The following is a 24500-nucleotide window of genomic DNA, read 5'->3' as shown; positions in this document are numbered from 1 at the left end:
GCGGGCCAGGAGGCCCGCCGGCGTCGTGCTCCTTCATCATGCCCCTGTTGCCCGGGCGGCGCGAGTGGTCAGCCGGCCGCGGGTCCCGGGGTCAGTTCCGCGGCTTGGTCCGGGCTGTCGCGGGCGCGGTCCACGGGTCTTCAGGCCACGGATGCCGGGGATAGCGTCCGCGCATTTCGGCCCGGACCTGCGCGTAGGGGCCGGACCAGAACGACGCGAGATCGTCTGTCACGGCCAGGGGCCGGCGGGCCGGCGAGAGCAGGTGGAACAGCACCGGCACGCGCCCATCTGCCAGCCGCGGCGTCTCGGCCCAGCCAAAGCACTCCTGCAGCTTGACGGCCACGACCGGCCGGCCGGTGGCGTCGGCCGCGTCCGGGTAGTCGATCCGGATCCGGGATCCGCTGGGGACCGCCAGCGACTCGGGTGCCAGTTCGCCCAGCCGGGCCGCCTCGGGCCACGGCAGCAGCCGGCTCAGCGGGCCGGCGAGGTCGATCCCGCCCGTGGATGCCCCGCCGGCCAGCGCCGCGAGTTCCGGGGCCAGCCAGTCCTCCAGCCGGGCCAGCAGCGCCGGTTCGGAAACGTCAGGCCATGCTCCGCCCAACTCCCGGTGCAGCAGGGCAAGACGGCGGCGCAGGCCGTCCGCCGCGCTCGACCATCCGATGGTCGCCAGCCCCTCACTGGCCAGGGCGCGGGCCACAGCTGCGCGGCCCTCTTCCGCAGGAGGCCGTACCGGGGTGGACGAGAGCACGATCGCGCCCAAGCGGCGCTCCCGCCGGGCCGAGACGCGGCCCTGGCTAAACCGAGCCTGCAGCGTGTCGCTCAGGAGATTGCCGGCGGCGGCCTCTGCGGTGTCCGCGGTCAGGGGCGCCGCAGAGCGGATGACGGCGCCGGTCCCCGCGGCGTCGCGCCCTTGCGCGCGGGACACTTCGGCCACGCCCAGCCATTCGTGCCCGGACAGGGGGCTGCCGGCCGGCAACCCCGCCCGCGTTCCGGACGTGAGCAGGTATTGTGCCGGCCCCTCGCCCGGAACGCGGCGCGCCACCCGGTCCGGGAAAGCCAGGGCGACGACGAAGCCGATCGCCTCCGCGGCACCAACGGTCCCGGCGGGCGCAGCCGGCGCGGCGCGGGATGATTCCCCGGGCCCGACGCCGGTGGATTCCTGCCGGGCGATCGACTCCATCCGCCGGACGTCCTCCGCCCAGCGCCGGGATCCGGGATCCCGGCCGGTCCGCAGCGCGGCAACCAAGCGGGTGAGGTCTGCGCCCGGGGCGCGCTGGTCCCCTGAGACCAGGGCGACGGCCTCGGCCGCCGTGCGGTGGCCCACTGTCGCGGCGCCGTCCAGCAGTGCCCGGGCCAGCCGGGGGTCCGTCGGGACCCGGGCCAGGACCTTGCCCACTTCGGTTGCGTGGCCGTCCGGGGCGACGGCGCCGAGTTCCCGCAGCACTTCGACGGCCTCGTCCATCGCGGCCCGGGGCGGCGCGTCGGGCAGTGCCAGTCCCCTGCCGCCGGGGGATCCCCAGCACGCGAGGATCAGGGCGGCGCCGGTGAGGTCAGCCGCCGCGATCTCCGGCGTCGGGTGTGCTGGGGCGGCGCCAAAGGCCCTCTGGTCGTAGCAGCGGATCACTGTGCCCGGGCCCTGGCGTGCGGCACGGCCGGCGCGCTGGTCCGCGGACGCCCGGGAGCAGGACACCGTCACGAGGCCGGACATTCCGCGGCCGGCGTCGCGCCGCGGCTCGCGGGACAGCCCGGAGTCGATGACCAGCCGGACGCCCGGGACGGTGAGGGAGGATTCGGCGAGTGAGGTGGAAACGATGATCCGGGCAGCCCCGCCGGGCTCACGCCCGGAGACGGCGCGGTCCTGCTCCGCGGGCCCGGCCTGGCCGTGGAGTTCCAGAACCTCGGCGCTGCTCCGGCTGCGGAGCCGCGCGGCAATGTAGGAGACCTCCCACGCTCCGGGAACGAACACCAGGGCGTCCAGGTCCCGCCCGCCGGCCAGCGCGGCGGCGTGCCCGGCCGCTGCCGTGTCGGCCACATGGTCCAGGAAGGCTCGGGCCACGCCCTTTTCGTCCAGGCGAGGCACCGACGCGGGGACCCATTCCACGTCCAGCGGGAACAACGCGGAAGGACAGTCGATGACCGGTGCCGGGCCGCCGCCGTCGTCGTTTCCGGCCGCCGACTCACCGATCAGGGCGGCGAAACGGGGCGCGTCGAGCGTGGCCGACATGGCGACGAGGGCGAGGTCGCCGCGCAACTGGCGGACTTCTGCGAGCATGCCAACAAGGAGGTCGGTCTCCAGCCCGCGTTCGTGGACCTCGTCGAGGATCACGGCGTCCGTGCCCTCGAGCCCCGGGTCCGCGAGGAGGCGGCGCAGCAGAATGCCGGGAGTGACGAACTCGATCACGGTTCCCGGGCCCGTCTGGCGTTCCCCGCGGACGGTGTAGCCCACACGGTCGCCGAGCCGGGTGCCGTCCAGGGCGGCCAGGCGGCGGGCGGCCGCACGGGCAGCGACGCGGCGCGGCTGGGTGACCACGATCCGCGGACGGCCGCCCCGCACGCCCGCAGCAAGGTTGGCCAGCAGCGGCGGCACCAGCGTCGTCTTGCCCGTGCCCGGAGGCGCCTGCACCACCGCGGACGCCCCGGCACCCCCGGCCCGCAATGCCGCCGCGAGGGCCCCCAGCGATTCCGCAAAAGTCAGGCCCGCCCCGATGACGCCGAGGTCGAAGAGGCCCTTGGAACAGGCTGGGTCCAGGGGTACGGTCGCGGAAGTCACGCCTCCATTGTCCCTGCAATAGCGTCCTGGCCATCCATTCGGGGCGGCGCCGCTGATCCGCCCGCCGGCGCCCTTGCCTGCGCGCGCACGGGTCCGGCCGGCGTTCGCCCGCATGTGTGCCGGCGCTACGGGTGCGCAGCCAGCAGCGTCTTGCCGCTCGCGACGGCACGGATTTCAACGCTGCGGATATCGGCCGTCGGGACAACCGTGGTGGCCGTCGGCGTCGCCACTGTCCCCGGCGTTGCCGTCCAGGTGGCCACCTGGGTCGTGGCACCGCGGGAGTCGACAACCACCAAACGGTACTCCTCCGGCGTGCCGGGACCGGGTGAAGCGTAGTCGGCCGGGGACGGCGTGTAGGTGCACTTCCAGTCGATCTGCGTTCCCCACGGCTGTGTAGTCAGGGTTCCGGTGGCCGCCAGGGCGCCGCCGGCTACCGGGGTGAAGTTCAGAACCGTCGCGGATGCGGCCTGGATCTGGGCGGCCGGTGGCGGCGAGCCCGCGACCTGAACGTATACCGCGCCAGCGGCGGCAGCGGCGCCCAGCATGATCCCGGCGGCAGCCAGGCGGGTGCGCCGGCGCCCGCGCTGGACCTTGTTCGCCAGCCCGGGCTGCAACTTCGGCGTCGGCCGTTCGCCGTCAGTCCGCCCGAGGGACTGGGCTTCCTCGGGTGAGAGTGCGGCCAGCAGTGACGGCAGTCCGGCAAGTTCGGCGACGGCGGCCCTGCAGCCCGCGCAGCCGGACAGGTGCTCCTCGAACTCGTGCCGCTCGGAGGAGACGAGGGATCCGAGCACGTACGCGGCATCCCAGCGGCGGTAATCATCGATTCCGTTCTGGTTCATGGCGTCACGCCTCCCTCCTGCAGGGCCAGTCGCATCGCCCTCAGCGCGTAGTGCAGGCGCGACTTCACCGTGCCCTCGGCCAGTTGAAGGTTTTGCGCGATCTCGGCCGTTGTCTCTCGGAGATAGTACGAATGAACGACGACGGCGCGGTGCTCGGCGGACAGCCCGGCGAGCGCATCCGAGACAAGCCACCCGTCCAGGATCCTGTCGACCCGGTCCGCCTCCGGAATCTCAGGCAACTGGTCGGTCGCCGTTTCGTGCCGGCGGCGGGCGCTGCGACGGTCATCGATGACGAGGTTGCGGGCAACTGTGTAAAGCCACGCCCGCACCGCCGTCTCCGGGCGCTGCAGAATCGCCGGGTGTTTCCATGCGCGGATCAGCGTCTCCTGTACGACGTCATCCGCCAGGGTGCTGTCGCGGGTCATTTTCATGACGAACCGCCATAGCGCCGGGCCGTAAGCCTCCTGCAGCGATCGCAGCAACTCGGCCTCCTGATCGGACATTTCAGCCTCCTTGGAGGTAGGACGACGCCGGCCGGCGAACAGTTCACTTGCGCCCGGCTGCCGGCAATTGCCGGGCCGCGTTGAACCTGCAGGCAGCCGGAACCGTTGTAGGGACAGCCCGGCTGCACTGGCCGGCTATCCCTGAGGAGAGCACAATGAAGATTCTTCGCCCGGCGACTGCCGCCGCGGCGTTAGGCACCATCCTGCTGCTGGGGGCCTGCTCCGCCGGGCACCCAGCACTGCCGGCACCGGCACCCTACACAGTCCCATCCGTTCCTGCGACGGGGAGCCCCTCGCCATCGCCCAAGGACCCCGCAAGCAACCCGGCTCCGCCGCCGACCGTTGCGCCGCGCGCTGTGCCGGCTCCGCCGCCGACCGTTGCGCCGCGCGCTCCGGCGCCCGTGATGCGGCCGCCGGCGCCTGCCCCGCGGCGCGTCGTTCCACCGGCGCCGCGGCCCATGGTTGCGCCGCCCGCCCGGGTTCCTGCCGGAAACGATCATGATGCCGACAACAACGGAGGACCGGACGACGGTGACGGCAACAAGTAGCTGCCGCGGGGCGCTTGGACCGGGCCCCGGCAGGGGGCTGCTGTTCGGCGTGCCGGCGGCGATAGCGGCAATGGTCCTCTGCGCCTGCGGCGGTCCGGCAGGGAACCAGACGGCAGTTCCTGCGGCCGGACCTACCGCGTTCGCCTGGTTCCGTGCCGGCCCGGCCCCCGCAGGATGGCAGCCCCTGGAACTTCCGGACGCAACAGCAGTGCTGGCCATCCCCCCTGATGCCGCTCCCGTCCCGGGCGACCCCGGCAGCGTATCCGCAACGGTCACCGCCCCGGACGGGGATCTGCGAATCTATCTCAATGCCACGCCGCAACAGGGCGAGGAGTCGCTGGCCAATTGGTCCGATTTCCGGCTGGCCCATCTCACAGGCGAGAACGCCGCATCCGCGAGCCGGCTGCAGTACCGCACCGGCATGGAGTTCCGGGGAGGCACCGGTTCCTGCCTGGAAGACACGTATGTGACACGCATCGGTGCCCACAAATACCGTGAAATAGCCTGCCTCGTTGCAGGTACCCGAGGAGGCAGTGTCCTGGTTGCAGCCGCGCCGGCCGATTCCTGGGACCGCTACAGCACCGTGCTGCAGCAAGCGGTGGACGCGTACGCCTCTGAATAGCGGCAAGCCCCCATCCCCATCCCCATCCCCATCGAACACAGTGGCCCGGACCCGTTGGATGGGGCCGGCTGGTCTTGACCGGTTGGTTTAGGCACGGCGAAGGCGGGAGACTGGATCAACTCGATCACGAAAGTGGGAACCACATGATCAATCTCAAGCAAGACGCCGAGGGTTTCATCCGCATGAACCGGCATTTCCCGGAAAAGTCGCTCATCAGCATCACGTTCACGGACGGCTCAGAACACGTCTATTCCGGGCACCGGCTCAATGGCATCTATGACGAGGCCCTGGCAGAGTACCGGGCCCAGAACCACCTGGACGCCAAGGGGTTCTCGCGCGCCCCCAAGAAGACGGTCCAGCCCGCGAACAAGATCGAGTTCGTTCCGGTGCACGCCGGAATGGACCCGTAACGGCAGCCCCTGCCGGATCAGCCGACGCCGACGGCGCCCGGCCCGTGCGCCGGGCGACGGAGGGCCCGGGCGCGGATCCGGAGGTCGTTGTCGTGCACCCGCCGGTCGACGCCAGGCACGGCAGCCGGCGTGGTCCGCGGCCGCGGTGCCGCCGGAGTTGCCGGCGGCTCCGGGCACAGATCACTGATCAGCCCCATGCCGGCGTACTCGCGCACCGCGGTGATGCCTGCAACCGCTGCAGGCTTGTCCGCGAAGCCCTTTGAGACGGCCAGTACGGCCCCATCCGGTGACCTGAGCCGAAACCTGAAGCAGGCATCGGCATCTACGAAGAGTTCAAATGTGCCGGCCATGACGATCCTCCCGGTTCGCGGGCTCCCCTTCCGCGCATCATTGCCACAGGGTGAAGGGGAAAGCGTCGCTGCTGCCCGCTGGTTTGGTTTGTCCTCGCGGCTGAACAGATGATGTCAGCCCGTGTTATCAGTTTCGCTGCGGCCGTGAAACGCCCACAAGGCAGGTCACGTAAATCCTAGGTAAATAGAAGCCAACAGCCGTGCGCAGCCGCCGTCGGGTCCGCCACGGGCAGGAACATTGCCGGCTCCGGGGTGCCCTACAGGGGCGGCCAATGGTCGCGGCAGTAGTCACCGCGGCTGGCGCCCGGGGACCCCGGCGGGTTGGCCCGGTCCCAGGCGGGGGCGACGGCGTCGCTCCGCTCGGAAGGCTCGGCCGCCGCTGCGCGGCTTGCATCGCCGGGCAGCCAGGTCATGACTGAATCGTTGGACAACGTACCCCCCATTGTTGTTGGCTGGAGGCGCACCGGCTCGCATTACGGACCGCCATGCGCCTCACGCAAGACTAGCCGGGAGGACTGACGCCAAAACAGGGACTTTGGACCGTATCGGCGAAAGCCGCAGGCGCCTAGCCGTCAGCGCCCGCAGGCCGCCGTCAACGGCTTTTGGCGCCCGACAGCCCGGAGCGAAGGGCAGAAGTGTTTCATCCAATGGAATTGGAAGTCGCCGCGGCGGAGAATCAGGGGCAGTCTTGAGGACAGCCCGCGCTCCATAGACAGGAAAGAAGGATGCGATGTCCCTCAGCGTTGAGGAAATGAACAAACAGCTCCCGGTGGCGAATGTGCTGCCGGGCGACGCCGTCCCGTACTACATGGCGTCGGGCGAAGGCGCCCGCTATGAGATCAACGGCCAGCTGGTCACGGTGATCGCCCGGGCGGCGGACACCGGCGGGATTTTCAGCGCCGCCTACATCTCCGGCGGCATGGGCGCCGAATCGCCGTTCGTGAGCCACGCGGTGGAACACAAAACCCTGTACGTCTTCGACGGCATCCTGCACGTCTGGCTGCCGGGCGAGAGCCGCATCCTGACTCCCGGGGATTCCGTGGTGATCCCGCCGGGAACCCCGCACGCGTACCGGATGGCAAGCCACTACACCCGGTTCCTGAACTGGATGACCCCCGGCGGCGCCGAGGCCTACTACGCACGCGTCGGCACTCCCATCGATTCACACATCCCGCCTGTCACCCCGGGCCGAAAGCTCGGCCGGCAGGAGTGCGCGGCGGTGGGCGCCGAATTCGGCATGACGTTTCCCGACGTCGAACGGGTGGCACCGTCTCTCCGGCAGGACGCCGGGCTGCCTGCCATCCAGAGCCCGTACTTCCTCAGTGCCGGCGAGGGCGAACGGATGGTCAGCTACCAGACCATGTTCACCTACTTGTCCCGGCCGGCGAATACGGGATCGAACTACTTCGCCGTCCACACCAAGGGCGCCAAATCCCCCTACATTCCGCTGCATTTCCACGAACAGCACACGGAAAACTTCCTCTGCACCGAAGGCAGGATGTGGATCTACGCCAACGGTCGCGAAGTGCTGCTCACCAAGGGCGACTTCCTCCACGCCCCGGCCGGGACCATCCACTCCTTCGCCTTCGATTCCCACAACACCCAGATGGTTGGGTTCCTGACGCCGTCGGTGTTCAACGGCTTCTTCGAGTACTTCAACAAGCCCACTGAGGACTACATGTACACCGAGGGCGGCGAGCCCTACATGGACATGGAGGGCTTCGGCCGGGCCCAGGCCGAGATGGACCTGACCGTGGTGGGTCCCCCGCCGCAGCGCAGGGCCGCGCTGGACATCTAGGCGGCCTGGGCGGCTCGCTGGTCCGGTTGCAAGTCACAACGGAATGGCCCGGAACCCCTGCGGGGTTCCGGGCCATTAGCGTCGGTGCACGGTTTATTGGCGGTTCATGGTGCGTGTCGGTGCACAGCCTGGCGGACCAGCTCGCGCCCGTAGTCGTTGCCGTTCGGGGTGCGCAGCACCGTGTGCATGTGGAACGGGGCCGGGGTGTCATTGCTGAGGAAGACGCCGGTGTGGTGGTCCAGTTCCATGACCAGCACGGGGCTTTGCAGGCGGAAGTAGAAGGCGTCCTGCGCCTCCCATCCGCCGATCCAGCAGAACCAGGTTTCGTCCCAGTGGGCCGCGATCTCCCGCCGGCGCGCGGTCCGCGGCCCGTCGGGGAGGTACGCGATGAAGTCTGCCACGAGCTCGTCGAGGAGCGCGCGTGCCGCGGCGGGCATCGCGCTGACCGGGATGCCCTCGTAGGGAATCACGCGGTTGTCCTGGAAGCAGCCGGCCAGGTGCCGTTCGTCCCCGGGGTGCAGCCGGCCCTCGGGCATGGCGGGATCCTGCATGTCCGCGAAAGGCGTGGCCTCGTCCCGCAGCGGCCCGGGCAGGGACTGCATGAGACGCCGCGCCAGGGCGATCCGCTCCTTGAAAACGGCCACGCCCCGGTGCGGACCGGCGTCGATGACGTCCGGTTCGGCGCCAAGGAACACCGGGGAGACCACCAGCTGGGTCCCGGCCACCAGGACGTTGAGCGCCACGTGGTGGCCGAAGAGCTGCCAGCCCCACGGGGCAGTCTCCGAGGGCTCACCGTAGAGGGCGAAGTTGTAGCTGAACTCGTTCATCAGTTGCGGCAGTTCCACCAGGTCGCCCAGGAATCCATTGATCCGCATCAGGTTCCGGACCAGCACGTAGCCGGCCTGGCTCAGGCTCGCCGCCAGGACGGCCAGGACCCGTTCGCGCACGTCCGGGTCCAGTTCGTCCAGGCGCAGGCCCGTGTCATGCTGCAGGAATTCCGGGTTGGCCCAGCTCTGCCATTCGTGGGCGTCCACCCCGTAGCGGAGCTGTCCGGCCTGCGCCGGCGTGAGTCCTGCCAGCAGGTCCCAGGCGGCGGCTGTCATCGCGGCCGCGGGCGCCTCCTCCCCTGCCGGTGCCGGCTCGAGGGGGTACAGCCCGGTCCGACGGACCCCGTCGCTGGTCACCCCGGTGAAAGGCTCGGGGTACTGGGCGGCCCAGCCCTGAATCATCGGACCCGCGAAGGGGTCGGTCTTCGCCGCCTCGGCGTAGCCCCGGGCATCCAGGCCACGGATCAGCGCCACCCGAGGGTGGTCGGGCGGGTAGAGATAGTCACGGAAGGACGGCACGGACACGTGATCTCCTGTCGGGGTCTTCGGATGGGGTTGCCAGCGGCCAGCCGGCGGCGACGCCAATGGCCGCGGCGGCCGCCGCCGGGTCGGTCCCCCGCCACGCGACGTGCTGGTCCGGGCGGACCAGCACCGCGGTGGCCTGCCAGTGCGTGGTCATCGGCGTTTTGTGCTGGTCGGGTCCGACGTCGACGACGGCCAGCGGGATCCCGTGTACCGCGGCGGCGGCCTGGGCCGCCGCGTACGCCTGCCCGGCGGCGGCGCCGCCCAGGCTGTCGCGGTCCACCAGGAGGGTGAAGCCGGTGCCCAGCAGGTCATACAGCGACGTCGTCGCGTCAAGCCAGGCGTGTGGCAGCAGTGATCCCGGACTGGCGGAGGGGACGTAGCTGACGGGGTCCTCGGTGGGGACGGGCAGGCCGTCCGGGACCACCAGCGGCGAGGAGCCGTACGCGTAGCCCAGCACCAGCCCCAGCGAGTCGAACTCGCTTTGTTTGACGGCCAGCGCCCCCCTGGCGGCCTGCCGGGCTGCCTCGCCGTCCGCATCCGCCCGGTCCAGGGCCGGGTCAGCGAAGTGGTAGGCCAGCGACTTCCCGTTGGCGGCCGCGTCGCGGATGGTCCGGGCCGCGACGGGCCGGCGCTCCAGCTCGTAGCTGGCGGGCAGGGCCGGGCCTGCCCAGCCCTCCAGGGCGGCCGCGATCTTCCAGGCCAGGTTGGCGGCGTCGCCGATGCACGTGTTGAAGCCGTGTCCGCCCCAGGGCGGATTCAGGTGCGCGGCGTCCCCGACCAGGAACACGCCGTCGTGCCCGTATCCCGGGGCGAGCAGCATGCGGGCCGTCCAGGGGTCGGTGGCGATGACCTCGACGTCGACGTCGGCCCCGACGAGCGAGCGGACCAGGTGTCCGGCGTCGGGTGTTCCGCTGCCGTCCACGCCCTGGATGATGGCCCACCAGGTGCTGCCGAGATCCAGCCGCCCCACCATGCCCGACACCTCGGGTCCCAGGACCCAGTACTGGACGGCCGGGTCCAGGGTGATCGCGGCGGCGAGGGTGTCGGAACGGAACAGGACACTGATGTTGGAGAGCTCGGCGGAGCCGCCGGCGAGTCGGATGTTCAGCCGGCGGCGCACGGTGGAGGAACCGCCGTCGGCCGCGGCGACGAAGCTGCAGTCCACGGCCTTGCGCCGCCCGGTTGCGTCGGACACCGCCACGCGCGAGCCAAACCGCGGCCGGCCGAGACCCGGCGTGCCGCCGCCCTGGTTGATGTCCAGGTCTTCCACGCTCAGGCCGGTCAGCAGCGTAATGAGCGGGGACTCGGCGGCGGCCTCCCGGAGCACGGCCTCCATGACGGGCTGCGGGACCTGCTGCCCGCATTCCGGCTGGGGGCCATACCGGCCCGGGACGAGCTGGAAGGCCTGGTGGAACCGGGTGACTTCGTGGCCGGTGAGGGCGGAGCAGAAGATGACGTCCTGGGCGTAGGCGACCGGCAGCGGGGCAGCCTCGCGGAGTTTCCCGGCCAGCCCGAGGCGGCGCAGGTGCGTCATGGTCCGGGCGTTCGTGGTCTTCGCGCGCGGCCGGTCCGGGTCGATGGTGGTCCTCGGCTCGATGACGAGGCTGCGGATGCCGCGGTGTGCCAGGTCCAGGGCCAGGAACAGCCCGCTGGGCCCTCCGCCGGCGATCAGTACCGGCACCCGCTCCGGCAGGTCGCCGAGGGCCGCGTTGTTGACGGCCGTCATCAGGCCCGGGCCCGCAGCGACGGCCCGCCCACGGGCGTGGTGAGCGTTCCCAGGGTGTCGATCTCCACTTCGACCGTGTCGCCGGGTTGCAGGAGCCACGGCGGGGTCCGTACGTAGCCGACCCCCTCCGGGGTTCCCGTGGCGATGACGTCACCGGGATGCAGGGTCATCGTCTGGCTGATCAGGGCGATGATGGCCGGGACGGAGAAGATCATGTCCCGGGTGTTGCCGTTCTGGACCTCGGTCCCGTTGACCCTCGTCCGGACGTGCAATCCCTCGCGAAGGTCCCCGGCCTCGTCGCGGCTGACCAGCGGGCCGAGCGGGCCGCTGAAGTCGCCGTTCTTGCCCAGGGTCCACTGCGCGGTGAGCTTTTGGGCCCGCCGCGCGGTGAGGTCGTTGAACGTGGAGTAGCCGAAGACGGCTTCCGCGGCGGTGGCTTCGTCAGCGGATTCAACCCGCTGGCCCACGTAAGCGGCGACTTCGCCTTCCCAGTCCAGCCCGGCCTCGCCGGCGGGCACCGGCGCGGGGACGTTGCCGACTGACAGAGAGGCGGTCCACCGGCCGAACAGCGTGGGGTACTCGGGCACGGAGAAGGAACCCTCGGCCGCGTGGGCCCGGTAGTTCAAGCCCACGCAGATCACGCGGGCAGTGGGCGGGACCAGCGGCACTTCTATGACGTCCGCCCGGTTCAGCGACGCGCCGCCGGCCGTCAGGGCCAGGGACTTTACCTGCCAGCCGGCGGCATCCGCCCAGAAATCCTGGACCGGAGCCAGCGGGTGGACCCGGGTGTCGGCCAGGGCCGCAACCCAGGCCGCGCCGTCGTGGGTGATGCCGATGTACTGCATGTGGAGGGCCTTTCAGGTTCCGCCCGGACGGGCGCGGGGTAATGGTGATCGTGAGAAATTGGCACAGCAAAGCTGCCCGGGTCAGGCCGGAGCCTGCACATCGTGGCGGCGGGGACAGTTCCCTCAGGGGACGTGGGCCTGGCGGAGGAAGAAGTCGACGGTGGCGTCCATGGCCTTCTCCGCGGCCGCCTGGCTGTGATCGGGCAGCACCCACATGTGGTCCGCGTCCTCGATCAGGAGCAGTTCGACGTCGGTTCCGGCGGCTTGCAGCGCCGCCGCCAGGGACGTCGACTGGGCCGGCGGGACGAAGCGGTCGGCGGTCCCGTGGACCAGGAGGAACGGCGGCGCCGCCGGCGTCACATAGCCCACGGGGCTGGCGGCAGCGGCCTTGCCGGGGGCCTCGGCCAGCACCGCTCCGATGAGCAGTTCTTCGCGGGACCCGGGGTCATCGGCACGGGCGACGGCGTTGGGCAGGCTTTGTTCGGCCATCCGGGCCAAGTCCGCGGGCGCGTACCAGGCGGCCACGGCAGCGACCGTGCCGGTGGCCGTGGCGGCAGCGGTTGTGGCGGCTGCCTTGCCGGGGGTCAGCCCCACGAGGCTGGCGAGATGTCCGCCCGCGGAGTCGCCCCACGCGTAGATCCGGTCAGGATCCACGCCGTACTCCTGGGCGTGGTTCCGGAGCCAGCGCACGGCGGCCTTCGCGTCCTCCAGCTGCGCCGGGAAGTGGGCGGCCGTGCTGAGCCGGTAGTCCGCGGAGACCACCACGAATCCCGCGTCCGTGAGCCGCCGGAACGGGCTGAACCCGAAACCGTCCAGCACCGGGCCGAGGGACGATCGCTCCCCCGTCCGCCAGCCGCCGCCGTGGAAGTGCACGATCGCGGGGAACAGCTTCGGAGCCCGCCCTTCGGCGGGGTGTACTTCTGCGGCGGGCAGGTAGAGGTCCAGCAGCAAGGGTTCCGCGCCCCCGGGGCAGGCGAACTCGATCCCTTCCAGGATCTGTTCTGCTGTCATCGTCGGCTCCATCTGCTGCTGGCCGGCTCGAGGTATTCCGGCGTCTGAATCAAGGGTGTCGGATACCGGGCAGTGCCGGCACCGGGCATTTCAATCATTGGAACGGCTTTGCGTCCACCAGGGCCCGGGCCAGGAAGGCGAGGCCCTTCTGCACGATCCTAAGCCCCGCGGAATGGTTGAGGTAGCCGTGGACAGCACCGGCTTCGAGGCGGAAGTCGACGTCGGTTCCGGCACGCCGGAGTCCTGCCGCGAACGCCTCGGCCGAGTGCCGCAGGTCGTCATATTCGCACGCGATGATCGCCGCGGGCGGCAGCCCGGCGGGGTCGGCGTTGCCGGGCATGGCGTACGAGGACGCCATGGCGACGGGACCGCCGATGTAGTTCTCCACGAGGGCGCGGCAGTCATCGGAAGTGAAGCGCAGCAGCCGCGGTAGCCCCTCGAGCACTCCGGCGACGTCCAGCGCCTCGGCGGCGCCTGGCCCGGTGCCGGATCCGGCGCGGGGCTCTGGCAGCTCGGCGTGCAGGAACGGGTACGCGAGCAGCAGCTTGGCCGGCAGCGGCAGACCGGCGTCCTTGAGGAAGAGCGCGGCCCCGACGGCGAGATTGCCGCCCGCGCTGGCGCCGCCCAGGCACACCCGGGCGGGGTCCGCCCCCAGCTCCGCGGCGTGCTCCACGGTCCAGAGCCAGGCGGCCAGGACGTCCTCGTGCGGGACCGGGAAGTGCACGCCGTCGCGGGCCAGCCGGTAGTCCACAGACACCACCACGCCGCCGCTGCGGGCTGCGATTTCCCGGGCCAGTTGGTCCGCCTCGCGCATGTCCGGACCGCCGCCGGCAAAGCCCCCGCCGTGGATCCACACGAGCGCGGGAGCATCGCGGCCCGGGCGGCCGCCGTAGACCCTGACCGGGACGGTCCCGTTCGGGCCGTAGGCCCCGGCTTCCCGGAAACAAACCTCCGGAGCCTGGTAGGGCACGGCGCCGCCGCTGAACGCCTCGAGCCGGTCCAGGCCGCCGGGCTGGCCCAGGAGCTCGGTAAACGAGCCCGCTCCGGCAAGGTGGTGCAGGGCCCCGGCCAGGTCCGGATCCAGGCTCATGGCCGGGACCCGGTCACGGACCGGGCCCAGGGCAGCGGATCCCCCAAGTCAGCCGTGTCGGAAGTGTCGGCATTGCCGGCAGCGTCCGCGGCCCCGGCCGTGCCGGCGCGTCCGGCCTGCGGCAGGGACAGTCCGTGGCCAAAGCGGAAGACGGGGTCCTCGGTGTCGAACGGCATGTCTTCCCGGGAGGCTTCGACGGCGGCCATGGAACGCGGGAGGTCGAACGGCAGCCGGCCCTCCGGTACGGCACGGCCGGTGAGGATGTCCGCCAGCGCATCGGCGTCGGATCCGTAGTTGGCCAGCAGGGCCGCGGCGTGGTCGGCGAGTTCGGGCAGGACGGCAGGCCGCTCCAGGTTGATGTCGATCACCGTGGGGACGGCCCGGCAGATGGCGGTGACGCGTTCGATCTCCTCAGGAGCGAAGGCCAGGTTGCCGCAGTGGAAGAAGGATTCGAAGCCCTCGCCGCGCACTTCGAACGGGGTCCGCAGCCGGAGGATGGCGAGGTCCGCGGCCTCCGGCGTCGGAACCGGGATGAAGCCCGGCCCCAGGTCCGCGGCCGTGATGCCTTCGAGGTAGACCCTGGCGCCGGCGGCGAGCGGCAGGAGGGGGCCGCCGTCGACGTTCTTGTTCGCCAGGAGCGTGTAGGAGCGGCGCTGCATGGCCCGGCCCGCCGCGCGGAACTGCGGGGTCCCCACCGCGGCGTCGGCGGCGGCCGCGTCCACCAGGGGGTTCTCGAAGAGCCCCAGGCGGAACTTCTCCTCCAGCAGCTTGCGGACGGAGACGTCGAGCCGGTCTTCGCTGAGCTTGCCCGCCCGGACGGCGCCGGTCAGGAGGTCGACGCAGCTTTCGCCGCCGATCTGGTCCACGCCGGCGTCCAGTGCCTTGAGCAGCCGTTCCTGCGGGGTCAGGTGTTCCACGCCCCACGCCCTGGCCGGGAACACCCTGCCGAAGATGTCGCCGTCGGTGAGGATGCCCCAGTCTGAGCAGACGATCCCGCCGAAGCCGAGCTCTTCGCGCAGGAGTTCGGTGAGGACGCGCTTGTTGAAGGCGAAGCCCACTTCCTCATATTCCGTGCCGACGGGCATGCCGTAGTACGGCATGATCTGCCGTGTGCCGGCGGCGACGGCGGAACGGAAGGGCAGCAGGTGGTAGTCGAAGTTACCGCCGGGATAGACCTGTTCGCGGCCGTAGCTGAAGTGCGGGTCCTCCCCGTCCATCTGGGGGCCGCCGCCAGGGAAATGCTTGGTCATGGTGGACACGGACGCCGGGCCAAACGCTTCGCCCTGGAAGCCCCGGACATAGGCGCCCACCAGCTCCGCGGCGAGCTCGGCGCTTTCGCCAAACGTGGCCGCGCCGCGGGACCAGCGCGGTTCGGTGAAGACGTCCACCTGCGGGTGCAGCGCGGCCCGGATGCCGACGGCGAGGTACTCCTGCCGGGCGATGTCGGCGAACTCCTCCACCGCGTTGGGGTCTCCGACGGCGGCGAAACCGAGCGCCTCGGGCCACTGGGAGAACGGGCCGGCCAGGGCTCCGGTGCCCGGGTTGTCGGTGTAGGCGTGGCGCGGGTCGGTGGAGAGCGTGACCGGGATGCCCCAGCCGGTGTCCAGGGCGAGACGTTGGATGCTGTTGTGCCATTCGGCGAGTTCCCTGGCCTGGGTCGCTGCGCCAATGATGTTGAAGTGGTTCATCCGGCGCCCGCCGATCAGCTCCACAGCCGGGCCAGTGCCGAGCGCGAACGGCAGCGCGCCGTGAAACATCAGGCCCGCCTTGTCCTCGAGCGAGAGCCGGGAGAGCAGGTCCTGGACGCGTTGCCCGACCGGCAGGGTGGCGTCCTGGTAGGGGTAGCGGGCGGTGGCGGGGGTCATGGCTGGCTCAATTCGTTGGAAAGGAAGGTGATGGCGGTGTCCAGGATGCTGTCTATCCGGTCTTCTGCGCCGAAGAAGCAGTGGTCGGCGCCTTCGATGACGACGACGTCGTTGCGGACGCCGGCGGCGCTGAGGGCTTGCGCGAGGAGTTCGCTCTGGGACAGGGGCACGAGGGCGTCGCTGTCGCCGTGGATCAGCAGGAACGGCGGCGCGCCGGCGCTGACGTGGCCGAGCGGACTCGCGGCGGCCAGCAGGTCCGGGTCGCTGGAACCGCCAATGAGCATGGGCCCGGGTTCCATGCTCATGCCTGCCGGAACGCCGGCAACCATGGGGCCGGTGAGGAGGCCGGCCGGGAGCTGCATCGGGGGCATGAGGGGCAGCGAGGAAACGCCGTAGAAGTCCACGACGGCGCTGATGGCACTTGAGTGACCCTGCGCCCCGAGCCCACCCTCGAGGTCATCCCGGTCGCCGGTCAGGCCCAGCAGCGCGGCGAGGTGGCCGCCGGCCGATTCGCCCCAGGCGCCAAAGCGTTCCGGGTCGATCCCGAGCTCCTGTGCGTGCGCGCGGAGGTAGCGGACCGCCGCTTTCAGGTCATGAAGCTGGGCCGGGAAAGGGGCTTCGAGGGCCAGCCGGTAGTCGACGGTGGCGCAGGCGATCCCCGCCGCGTTGAGCCGGGAAAAGACGGAGTCCGCGGGGAAAGTGGGCGGCAGCTCACGGCGGTCCCCCAGCTGGAAGGCGCCGCCGTGGACCCACAGCACCAGCGGAACCGGCCCGGGCACCGGACCCCGTCCGGTCCGCGGGAGCCAGATGTCCATGGTCAGCGGCCGGAACCCGACGGTCCGGGCATAGTTGACTTCGCGGTGGACCGCGGAGACCTCGGACACCTGCATGGCCACGCCCGGGCCATCGAAGGCAGGGAACGCGGGACCAGCGGGCACGTCCTGCACGGCGGCGTTGAGGTCTGCCGCAGTGTCAGTGACTGCGGGTTCGATAAGGGTCATGGTGCTCTCCTGATGAGGTGGGGCAGGGATTCAGATCCCGCCGAAACGGCCGGGCCGGCCGGTCCAAACGGGACGGAGAAGGTGTGCGTTCCGGGCCCGACGACGGCGCCCGCCCGGCCGGGCAGGCGGACTTCGGCGCTGGTGCCGGCCGGCACGACGGCGTTCAGGGTCAGCTCGCCGTCGTCGATCCGCCAGTTGGCCGCAATCAGGCCCTGGGGGCCGCGGTGGGACGTGCTGGCGGATGAGAGGCCTGCGCCGGGGCGTGGTTCGATGATGAGTTGTTCATAGGCCGCGCTCCCCGGTGCCTGCCGGAGTCCGGCGGCGTAGCGGTGCAGGAAGGACACCACGGCGCCCTTGCTGTAGTGGTTCAGGGACTGCTGCGCCGTGCCGTCCGGGCCGATGCCGTTCCAGGCTTCCCACATGGTGGTCGCTCCGCGGTCCACCATGACCAGCCAGGACGGTTCGGTGTCCTGCATGAGCAGCTCATAGGCCAGGTCAAGGTGGCCGTTGTCGGCAAGGACGGGCAGCAGGTCCGCGGTGGCGAGGAATCCGGTGCCCAGGTGGGTGCCGGCGTCCCGGATGAGGCCGGCCAGCTGCGCCGCGACCGCTGCCCGGTGCTCCTCGGCGACAAGGCCGAAGGCGAGTGCCCGCACGCAGTTCGCCTGGCTGGGGTCGAGCAGTTGCCCGGTGTCATTGACGTATTCGCGGGCCCAGGCGTCGCGGACGTTGGCGGACAGCCCTCCCAGGGCGGCGGCCTCCGTATCTTTGCCCAGGACGGTGGCGATCCCGGCCATGATGGCGGCGGAGTGCCTGTAATAGGCGGTGGCCACGATGCCGTGGTCGGCGGACCTGGCCGCGAACAGGTCCGGTTCCGGCCCGTCGGGTTCGAGCCATTCACCCCAGTGGAAGCCGGTGTCCCACAGATACTGTTCGTGCGGCTCCGGTGCGGGGCGGGAGGCGGACCTGGCTGGGTGCCGGCCGCCAGCGGCTGTGCTGCGGATGAACCCGAGCCAGCGGTTCATGGCCTCCCAGTTCTGTTCCAGGACGTCGGTGTCCCCCGTGGCCCGGTAGATCTCCCATGGCACCAGGACGATCGCGTCCCCCCAGCCGGCTGAGCCGTTGACAAAGGCCATGTGATCGGCCGCGGTGGCATCCGGGCCAGGCGACGGCGAAATGTTGACGACCACGCCGTTGTCCCACTGATCCGCCCGGACATCATTGAGCCACTTCCGGGAGAAGCCGGCAACGTCGAAGAGGTAAGCGGCGGTGGGCACGAACACTTGCCAGTCGCCGGTCCAGCCGGCCTTCTCCCGCTGCGGGCAGTCCGTCGGGACCTCGCAAGCGTTGCCGCGGAAGCTCCACTCGACGATCTCGTGCAGCTTGTTGAGCCGGTCATCGCTGCAGCTGAACGTGCCCACGGGTTCGAGGTCGGTCTGGACCATCCGGCCCACGAGGTCCCCCGGTTCCAGCGGTTCCGCCAGTCCCCGGACCGAAACGTACCGGAAGCCGTGCGTCGTGTGGCGCGGCTCGAAAATTTCGCCCGGCGCGCCGGAGGACACCACGGAGTCGATCTGCCCGGCGGACAGGAACTGGCCCGGGTTGCGGAAATCGTGCGGCCGCAGGTGCTCCTGCGTGACCTCGCCCGTGTCGTCCAGGGCTTCGCCGTACACCAGCGTCACGGCGTGGCCCGGGGCGCCGAGCCGGGCCAGGCGCACCCAGCCGTTGATGTTCTGGCCCAGGTCCACCACCTGGTGGCCGCTGGTAAGTCGGGTGATGGAGGCCGGGGCGATGTCCTCCACGGCGCGGGTAGGCGGTGCGACCGGCCCCGTCAGGGTTTCAAAGCTGCCGTCACGGAGCACAGCGTGTACGCGACGGTTACCGGGGCGAACGCCTGCGGCACGGAAGTCGACGTGCTGCCCGGCCATGAGGTCCGCGCTGACAATTTCGGTCGGCGTCACCAGCCAGGTGTCATCGGTCCCGGCCACCGTCCGACCCGCCGTCGACTCCACCTCGATCTGCACCAGCAGCGCCGTCGTGGTCCCGTACATGTCGGCGTCGCGCGTGTACCCGAACGTGCCGCGGTACCAGCCGTCGGTGAGGATGCCCGTGACGGTGTTGCTTCCGGCGTGCAGCAACGTTCCGACGTCGAACGTCTGGACTTGCAGGGTGCTGTGGTAGCTCGTGGCGCCCGGGGTGAGCTCCTGGTCCCCTACCCGGTGGCCGTTGATGAAGAGCTCGTAGATCCCGTGGGCGGTGGCGTACGCCCGGGCTGAGTTCGGGACCGCGTCCAGCTCGAACGTGGTGGACAGCGCGTAGCCCGGGCGCTCGCCGGGCGCGGGGATGGCGGGCTCGCCGGGGCCGATCCACTGCGCGGTCCAGTCGGCGGGGTGCAGCAGGCCCAGTTCGACCGGCATCGGTTCCGCCCAACCGGAGGCTGACTCGCTGCCGTCCGCGGCAAGGTCCCAGGTCCGCACCGTCCATTCAAAGCGGTCCCGGGAGCCCAGCGCCGGGCCGCCGTAGGGCACCAGGCGGTGGGTTCCCGATTCCACCCGGCCGCTGTCCCAGCCGTTGCTGGCGGTGATCTGGTAGGCGCTTTGCCGCACCGTCCCCTCCGGCGGGGTCCAGCTGAGCCGGGGACGGGTGATGGTGATGCCGAAGGCCTCGCTCAGGTGCTCGGCGCGCAGGCGTGTGGGGTGGTTCATGGCTGCCTACCTCAGTCCGTCGAGGGCGGGGACGGACGCCGCCGGCCGCGAAGACGCCGTCGGCCGGACGGTCGCCGCAGGCCGAATGGAGGCCATTGGCCGAATGGAGGCCGCGAGGGGTCCGGCGAGCGCGTCGCGTGCGTTGCCGGCGTGCCCGGCGGGCGCGACCCTGAAGGTTGTCTCCTCCCCGCACCAGCCGCGCCCGGCGTCCCAGTGCTGGAAGGACCGCCCGGGCAGTGTCACCCGGATGTCCCGGTGTTCCCCGGCCGGGATGAGTTCGGTCGCGAACCCCGCCAGCCAGAAATCGGGCCGGTCCACGTCCGTTTCCGGGGCGTCGGCGTAGATCTGGGCCAGGTATTTTCCGGCCCGGGACCCGGTGTTGCGGACCGTCAGGACGGTGTGCACGTCGTCCCCGGGTGCCGGTGCCCCCAGCAGCGTGAACCCCTCCACCGCGAAGGTGGTGTAGCCCAGGCCGTGGCCCAGCCAGTACGCCGGAGCGGCAGCCTGAGGGGTTTGCCTGGCTTGCTTTGCCCAGCCGCGGTAGCCGACATCCAGCCGTTCCGTGTACTCGAGCCGGCCGTGCCGGGGGCGCGTGTCACGGACGGGGGCATCAGCGAGGGCGGCCGGCCAGGTGGTCGGCAGGTGCCCGCCGGGTTCGGCGTCGCCGAACAGCACATCGGCCAGGGCGTTCCCGAATTCCATGCCCGGGAACCAGACCAGGAGCACCGCGGCGGCGTCGTTCCGCCAGGGCATCTCCACCGCGGCGCCGGCGTTGACCACCACCACCGTGCGTGGGTTCGCTTCGATGACGGCGCGGACGACGTCGTCCTGCCGGCCCGGCAGCGCCAGGGAGGTCCGGTCAAAGCCTTCGCTTTCGACGGCACCGGAGGTCCCGACCATGACGACGGCGACGTCGGCGGCGCCGGCCGCGGCAGCGGCCTTGGCGATCTCGCGGTCCGCCGACTCCCGGGGTTCGTCGATGGCCAGCCCCACGCGGAACAAGGTGGCCTGCGGATGCCAGGTGTAGCGCAAGGTCAGACGCACCGGGGTTCCGGCGGTCAGGCCGACGCCGGCTGATTCGTCCGGCGCGCCGATCAGCACGGCTTCAATGTCGGCGTAGCGGTCCCGCGAGTCCGCGCCCGCCACGGCGTCGCCGTTGACCTCCAGGCTGGCGTGGCCGATGCCCTTGAATCCCAGCTTCCAGGTCCCGGAGACGTCCGGCGTGAAGATTGTTTCGACGTCGACGGCGGTGGCGCCGGCGGGGATGGCGCCGGTACCCCGGGTGAGCGTGGTGCGGGGACCATATTCCTCCGCGACTGTGCCGGCCGGTCCCCGCCAGGTCAGCCGGACGCTGCCCTCCCCCTGGCCCGGGGCGTGGCATTCCGCGCCCCGGGGTTCGCGAAGGCCCTCGGAGAGCCAGGCACCCTGGACGGTGGTGAGCCGGACGCCGTCGCCGGCCCGTGCGCGCAGGCCCTCGGCGGGCGCCACCGTGTAGGCCGGGAACACCGAGGCGCTGCCGCCGCCCTGGGTCCGGGGATCCAGCGCCGCCGGTCCCACCACTGCGATGGAGGTGAGGTCCCCGGGTGAGAGGGGAAGGACGCCGCCCGGATTTTCCAGCAGCACGAATCCTGCCGCGGCGGCCTCCCGGGCAACGGAGGCGCCGGCTTCGGGTGCCGCGGTCCCGTTCCGGCGGCCCTCCTCCACCCGGCGGCCCAGGGTGACGAGCCGGCGCACCTTCTCGTCAATGACGGCCTCGGGGACCAGGCCGGAGGAGATGGCGTCCACCAGCCCGTCGCCCCACAGTTTCTCCGGTCCCGGCATGGCCAGGTCCGTGGCCGAAAGGGCGGAGTCCACGGTGGAGTACACCGCGTGCCAGTCCGAGACGACGGCGCCTTCGAATCCCCACTCGGTTTTGAGCGGGTTCTCCGTCAGGGGATTCTCGGTCATGGCCTTGCCGTTCACGCCGTTGTAGGCCGCCATGATCATCCAGGGGCGGGCCTGCCTGACGACTCGTTCAAACGGTGCAAGGTACACCTCGTGCAAAGTCCGTTCGTCGAGCACGTTGTTGACGGTGGTCCGCTCGGTCTCGGCCTCGTTGGCGACGAAGTGCTTGGGGCAGGCGCCGATTCCCTGGCCTTGGATGCCGTCCACGTATGCGGCCGCCAGTTCACCGGTCAGGAGCGGGTCCTCGGACAGGCATTCGAAGTTCCGGCCGGCCAGCGGTGAACGGTGCAGGTTCATGGTGGGTCCGAGCACCACGTCCACCTCCTGGCGGCGCGCCTCGGCCGCCAGCAGCCTCCCCACCCGCGCCATCAGCCGCCGGTCCCAGGAAGAGGCCAGGCACGTGGCGGACGGCAGGTTCACCGAGCCGGCCGCCTCGGTGTCGCGGTGGCCGCGGACGCCGACGGGCCCGTCGGAAACCGTGATCTTCGGCAGTCCCAGGCGCGGCTCGGCCTGGGTAAACCACAGGCCGGAGCCGCTCAGGAGCCGGACCTTGTCGGCCACCGGCAGGGTGCGGATCGCTTCTTCGACGTCGGCGTCAAAGCTCGTGAAAGTCATTCCTTGGTGCTCCTGATCGTGGGTTTTGGTCAGCTACCAGCATGGGTTTGCGGCGGCGCGCCCGGACAGCGCAGTTTCATTGGTTGACACGGCGCTGCGGGGAACTCAGGACGCGACCGCTGCTGAAATGGCGGCGGCGGTCAGGCGGTGCGTGCCCGCCCCGACGGTTTGGCCGTCCTGCCCCGGCAGCCTGATCTCCGCCTCCACGCCGTCGGGGATGCTTGCTTCGACCTCAAGCACCCCGTCGCCGGTGGTCCGCCACTCGACGGCGATGGTGCCGTGGGGGCTGCGCAGGCTGGTGTTGGCCCAGTCGATGCCCTCGCCGGGCAGGGGCGCGATCAGCACCTTGGAGTAGCCCGGGGCGAGGGGCCGGATTCCCCCGACGTACTTGTGCAGCCAATCAGCAATGGCGCCGAGCGCGTAGTGGTTGAAACTGGTCATTTCGCCGGGGTTGATGGTGCCGTCCGGGAGCATGGAGTCCCACCGTTCCCAGACGGTGGTGGCCCCCATGGTCACCGGGTACAGCCACGAGGGGCATTCCTGTTCGAGCAGGAGCCTGTACGCCTCGTCAGCGTGTCCGGTATCGGCCAGGGCGCCGGTGATGAAAGGGGTCCCGGCGAACCCGGTGGAGACGCGGTAGTTGTTGTTCCGCACCAGTTGGGCGAGGCGGTTGCCGGCAAACTCGCGCTGCCGGCCGGTCTGCAGGATGTCGAAGGCGATGGCCAGGGCGTAGACCGTGGTGCAGTCGCTGTGCACGGTTCCGTCGGCGGCCACGTAGTGGGTGTTGAAGGCCGCTTTGACCCGTTCAGCGAGGCGGCCGAACGCGGCGGCGTCGGCGGCGTGTCCCAGGAGCGCAGCCGTCCGGGCGGTGATGGACGCCGTGCGGTACAGGCACGCTGTGGCGACGACGCCGGTGTCCGCCTTGGCCGCCCACGGCTGGTCCGGCGCGGCGTCCGGGTCCAGCCAGTCGCCGAACTGGAAGCCTTTATCCCAGAGCCCGGCGGGCGAGAGTAGTCCCTCCACCCGGCGTGTGTGGGAGGCCATCGAATCGTACTGGTCCTTCAGCACGGTGCTGTCGCCGTAGGCCTCCCACAGTGCCCACGGAACCCACACGGACGCCTCGCTCCAGATGGCCGAGGATTCCGGTGCCGGGAATTCCGGCGGCTGGGGGCAGTACTTCAGTGCGTCCGGCACGGTGATGGGAACGAGTCCGCCGGCAGCCTTTTGTTCCGCGGCAAGGTCCAGGAGCCAGTCCTGCAGGAAGCCCTTGACGTCGTAGAGGAAGGTGGCCGTAGGGGCGAACGCGGCGATGTCCCCGGTCCAGCCGAGCCGCTCATCGCGCTGCGGGCAGTCGGTGGGCAGGTCCAGGAAATTGCCCTTGAGGCCCCAGACGATGTTGCGGTGCAGCCGGTTCACCAGCGGGTTGGAGCACTCGAAGGTTCCGGTGCGTTCGAGCTCGGAGTGCACAGCCACGGCTTCGAGGGATTCCGCCGTCAGCTCGCCGGGCCAGCCGGATACTTCCGCATAGCGGAACCCGTGGAAAGTTTTGCTGGGTTCGAAGAAGTCCTTGGCGCCGGAGAGGATGAAGGTGTCGGTGGCGGCGGCCGAGCGCAGCGGCCGGGTTCCCAGCTCACCGTCCTCGAGGACTTCGGCGTGGCGCACGGTGATCGTGGTGCCGGCGTCGCCCTGGACGGTGAAGCGCAGCCAGCCGACCAGGTTCTGGCCAAAATCCACCAGCGTCTTGCCGGCCGGTGAGGTGAAGACCTCCACCGGTTTGATGACCTCGTTGCGCACCACCGGCGGCCCGACGGGATCCGCCAGCCGGCCGGCGTCGAACTCCAGCGCATGGACCCCTGCCCAGGCGCCCGCCCCCACGGCGGTTGCGTCGGCGTTAAAGCCCGGCCGGGCCCAGCCTGCCGGTTCCCGCCGCGCGTCGATGCGCTGTCCGTCGTAAAGATCGTTGGCCGTGGTGCCCGAGGGACCGGACTGCCAGGACGTGTCCGAGGCGACCGACTGGACGTGACCGTCGGCGAATTCGATGTCCAGCTGTCCGTAGAACCCGAGTTCATCGCCGTACAGGCCCGACTTGCCGTGCCAGGCCAGGCGTCCGCGGTACCAGCCGTTGCCGAGAGCAATGCCGATCACCGTAGCCGGCCCCACGAGCGCGGTCACGTCGTAACTGCGGTAGCGCAGGCGCCATTCGTACGAGCTCCAGCCCGGACTCAGCACGTCCTCCCCAACCGGGACGCCGTTGATCTGCGCCTCGTAGATGCCGAACGCCGTTGCCCGCAGGAGCGCGCGCTTCACGGGTCCGTGGCCTGCGTCGAGCCGGAATTCCTTGCGCAGAAGCGGGGCGCCGTCGAAGTCTTGATCGGGCGCGATCATCGTGGCGGACCAGGGTGCCGGGGTCATGTGGTGTCGTCCATTCTTGTCGGGCGTTGGCATGGGAGTTGGCATGCTGTGGGAGTTGCCATTCTGTGGGGGGGGTGCGCGGTGCCGCTGGCGTCAC

The 24500-nt window shown here is 70.8% G+C and carries 18 protein-coding genes; 3 read left to right on the top strand and 15 right to left on the bottom strand.

Features of this window, described 5'->3' with window-relative positions; all coding sequences use genetic code 11:
* Positions 1–91: 91 nt before the first annotated feature.
* The 3 genes from hrpB to C566_RS0102555 form a co-directional block, all read right to left on the bottom strand.
* Entirely contained in the window at positions 92–2770 is a 2679-nt protein-coding gene (hrpB, locus tag C566_RS0102565; RefSeq protein ID WP_018772764.1) for an ATP-dependent helicase HrpB, read from the bottom strand.
* Between the two features lie 125 nt (positions 2771–2895).
* Positions 2896–3609: an anti-sigma factor family protein gene (locus tag C566_RS0102560; protein ID WP_018772763.1), complete on the bottom strand. Its 714-nt coding sequence runs from the start codon at positions 3607–3609 to the stop codon at positions 2896–2898.
* A complete protein-coding gene (locus C566_RS0102555; protein WP_018772762.1) occupies positions 3606–4112 on the bottom strand; it encodes a sigma-70 family RNA polymerase sigma factor in 507 nt (168 codons plus the stop codon). The genes C566_RS0102560 and C566_RS0102555 overlap by 4 nt, the downstream gene beginning before the upstream one ends.
* 498 nt (positions 4113–4610) lie before the next feature.
* Between C566_RS0102555 and C566_RS0102550 the strand changes: the two genes are divergently transcribed.
* Entirely contained in the window at positions 4611–5282 is a 672-nt protein-coding gene (locus C566_RS0102550) for a hypothetical protein (RefSeq protein ID WP_155846719.1), read from the top strand.
* Positions 5283–5425: 143 nt separating this feature from the next.
* Complete coding sequence (locus tag C566_RS0102545) at positions 5426–5692, top strand: hypothetical protein (RefSeq protein ID WP_018772760.1); 267 nt, start codon at positions 5426–5428, stop codon at positions 5690–5692.
* Between the two features lie 17 nt (positions 5693–5709).
* Here the strand turns inward: C566_RS0102545 and C566_RS0102540 are convergent, their stop codons facing one another.
* The gene (locus C566_RS0102540) at positions 5710–6042 is read right to left on the bottom strand and encodes a YegP family protein (protein WP_018772759.1); all 333 of its coding nucleotides are present in this window, start codon (positions 6040–6042) and stop codon (positions 5710–5712) included.
* Between the two features lie 257 nt (positions 6043–6299).
* A complete protein-coding gene (locus C566_RS22595) occupies positions 6300–6455 on the bottom strand; it encodes a hypothetical protein (protein ID WP_155846718.1) in 156 nt (51 codons plus the stop codon).
* Between the two features lie 317 nt (positions 6456–6772).
* On the opposite strand from C566_RS22595, the gene C566_RS0102535 reads away from it, so the two are divergent.
* Positions 6773–7840, top strand: coding sequence for a quercetin 2,3-dioxygenase (locus tag C566_RS0102535; protein ID WP_018772758.1), 1068 nt, complete (start codon positions 6773–6775; stop codon positions 7838–7840).
* A gap of 104 nt (positions 7841–7944) precedes the next feature.
* Here the strand turns inward: C566_RS0102535 and C566_RS0102530 are convergent, their stop codons facing one another.
* From C566_RS0102530 to C566_RS0102485, 10 genes are all read right to left on the bottom strand, one after another.
* A complete protein-coding gene (locus C566_RS0102530; RefSeq protein WP_018772757.1) occupies positions 7945–9192 on the bottom strand; it encodes a DUF3500 domain-containing protein in 1248 nt (415 codons plus the stop codon).
* Entirely contained in the window at positions 9170–10918 is a 1749-nt protein-coding gene (locus tag C566_RS0102525) for an FAD-dependent monooxygenase (protein WP_018772756.1), read from the bottom strand. The genes C566_RS0102530 and C566_RS0102525 overlap by 23 nt, the downstream gene beginning before the upstream one ends.
* Positions 10918–11763 carry a fumarylacetoacetate hydrolase family protein gene (locus C566_RS0102520; RefSeq protein ID WP_018772755.1) on the bottom strand — a complete coding sequence of 282 codons (846 nt, stop codon included), beginning with the start codon at positions 11761–11763 and terminating at the stop codon, positions 10918–10920. Before C566_RS0102520 ends, C566_RS0102525 begins: the two co-directional genes overlap by 1 nt.
* Positions 11764–11886: 123 nt before the next feature.
* Positions 11887–12774 carry an alpha/beta hydrolase gene (locus C566_RS0102515; RefSeq protein ID WP_018772754.1) on the bottom strand — a complete coding sequence of 296 codons (888 nt, stop codon included), beginning with the start codon at positions 12772–12774 and terminating at the stop codon, positions 11887–11889.
* Positions 12775–12868: 94 nt separating this feature from the next.
* Positions 12869–13864 carry an alpha/beta hydrolase fold domain-containing protein gene (locus C566_RS0102510; RefSeq protein WP_018772753.1) on the bottom strand — a complete coding sequence of 332 codons (996 nt, stop codon included), beginning with the start codon at positions 13862–13864 and terminating at the stop codon, positions 12869–12871.
* Positions 13861–15729: a glycoside hydrolase family 3 protein gene (locus C566_RS0102505; RefSeq protein WP_018772752.1), complete on the bottom strand. Its 1869-nt coding sequence runs from the start codon at positions 15727–15729 to the stop codon at positions 13861–13863. The genes C566_RS0102510 and C566_RS0102505 overlap by 4 nt, the downstream gene beginning before the upstream one ends.
* Positions 15726–16730 (bottom strand): alpha/beta hydrolase, encoded by a 1005-nt coding sequence (locus C566_RS0102500; protein WP_018772751.1) that lies wholly within the window; start codon positions 16728–16730, stop codon positions 15726–15728. Before C566_RS0102500 ends, C566_RS0102505 begins: the two co-directional genes overlap by 4 nt.
* The gene (locus tag C566_RS0102495; RefSeq protein ID WP_018772750.1) at positions 16727–19432 is read right to left on the bottom strand and encodes an alpha-L-rhamnosidase; all 2706 of its coding nucleotides are present in this window, start codon (positions 19430–19432) and stop codon (positions 16727–16729) included. Before C566_RS0102495 ends, C566_RS0102500 begins: the two co-directional genes overlap by 4 nt.
* Before the next feature lie 6 nt (positions 19433–19438).
* Positions 19439–21991 (bottom strand): beta-glucosidase family protein, encoded by a 2553-nt coding sequence (locus tag C566_RS20600; protein WP_018772749.1) that lies wholly within the window; start codon positions 21989–21991, stop codon positions 19439–19441.
* Positions 21992–22096: 105 nt separating this feature from the next.
* Positions 22097–24403 (bottom strand): alpha-L-rhamnosidase, encoded by a 2307-nt coding sequence (locus tag C566_RS0102485; protein WP_018772748.1) that lies wholly within the window; start codon positions 24401–24403, stop codon positions 22097–22099.
* Between the last annotated feature and the right edge of the window lie 97 nt (positions 24404–24500).

The sequence above is a fragment of the Arthrobacter sp. 131MFCol6.1 genome, from assembly GCF_000374925.1.
Classification (GTDB): domain Bacteria; phylum Actinomycetota; class Actinomycetes; order Actinomycetales; family Micrococcaceae; genus Arthrobacter.
Note: the sequence above shows the minus strand (reverse complement) of the source record. Positions and strands in the feature narration are given on the sequence as shown.

Bases quoted from the DNA above. Each gene is read 5' to 3' on its own strand.
- C566_RS0102560 (WP_018772763.1), bottom strand. From the start codon at position 3,609: ATGAACCAGAACGGAATCGATGATTACCGCCGCTGGGATGCCGCGTAC.
- C566_RS0102555 (WP_018772762.1), bottom strand. From the start codon at position 4,112: ATGTCCGATCAGGAGGCCGAGTTGCTGCGATCGCTGCAGGAGGCTTAC.
- C566_RS0102550 (WP_155846719.1), top strand. From the start codon at position 4,611: ATGATGCCGACAACAACGGAGGACCGGACGACGGTGACGGCAACAAGT.
- C566_RS0102545 (WP_018772760.1), top strand. From the start codon at position 5,426: ATGATCAATCTCAAGCAAGACGCCGAGGGTTTCATCCGCATGAACCGG.
- C566_RS0102540 (WP_018772759.1), bottom strand. From the start codon at position 6,042: ATGGCCGGCACATTTGAACTCTTCGTAGATGCCGATGCCTGCTTCAGG.
- C566_RS22595 (WP_155846718.1), bottom strand. From the start codon at position 6,455: ATGACCTGGCTGCCCGGCGATGCAAGCCGCGCAGCGGCGGCCGAGCCT.
- C566_RS0102535 (WP_018772758.1), top strand. From the start codon at position 6,773: ATGTCCCTCAGCGTTGAGGAAATGAACAAACAGCTCCCGGTGGCGAAT.
- C566_RS0102525 (WP_018772756.1), bottom strand. From the start codon at position 10,918: ATGACGGCCGTCAACAACGCGGCCCTCGGCGACCTGCCGGAGCGGGTG.
- C566_RS0102520 (WP_018772755.1), bottom strand. From the start codon at position 11,763: ATGCAGTACATCGGCATCACCCACGACGGCGCGGCCTGGGTTGCGGCC.
- C566_RS0102515 (WP_018772754.1), bottom strand. From the start codon at position 12,774: ATGACAGCAGAACAGATCCTGGAAGGGATCGAGTTCGCCTGCCCCGGG.
- C566_RS0102510 (WP_018772753.1), bottom strand. From the start codon at position 13,864: ATGAGCCTGGATCCGGACCTGGCCGGGGCCCTGCACCACCTTGCCGGA.
- C566_RS0102505 (WP_018772752.1), bottom strand. From the start codon at position 15,729: ATGACCCCCGCCACCGCCCGCTACCCCTACCAGGACGCCACCCTGCCG.
- C566_RS0102500 (WP_018772751.1), bottom strand. From the start codon at position 16,730: ATGACCCTTATCGAACCCGCAGTCACTGACACTGCGGCAGACCTCAAC.
- C566_RS0102495 (WP_018772750.1), bottom strand. From the start codon at position 19,432: ATGAACCACCCCACACGCCTGCGCGCCGAGCACCTGAGCGAGGCCTTC.
- C566_RS20600 (WP_018772749.1), bottom strand. From the start codon at position 21,991: ATGACTTTCACGAGCTTTGACGCCGACGTCGAAGAAGCGATCCGCACC.
- C566_RS0102485 (WP_018772748.1), bottom strand. From the start codon at position 24,403: ATGACCCCGGCACCCTGGTCCGCCACGATGATCGCGCCCGATCAAGAC.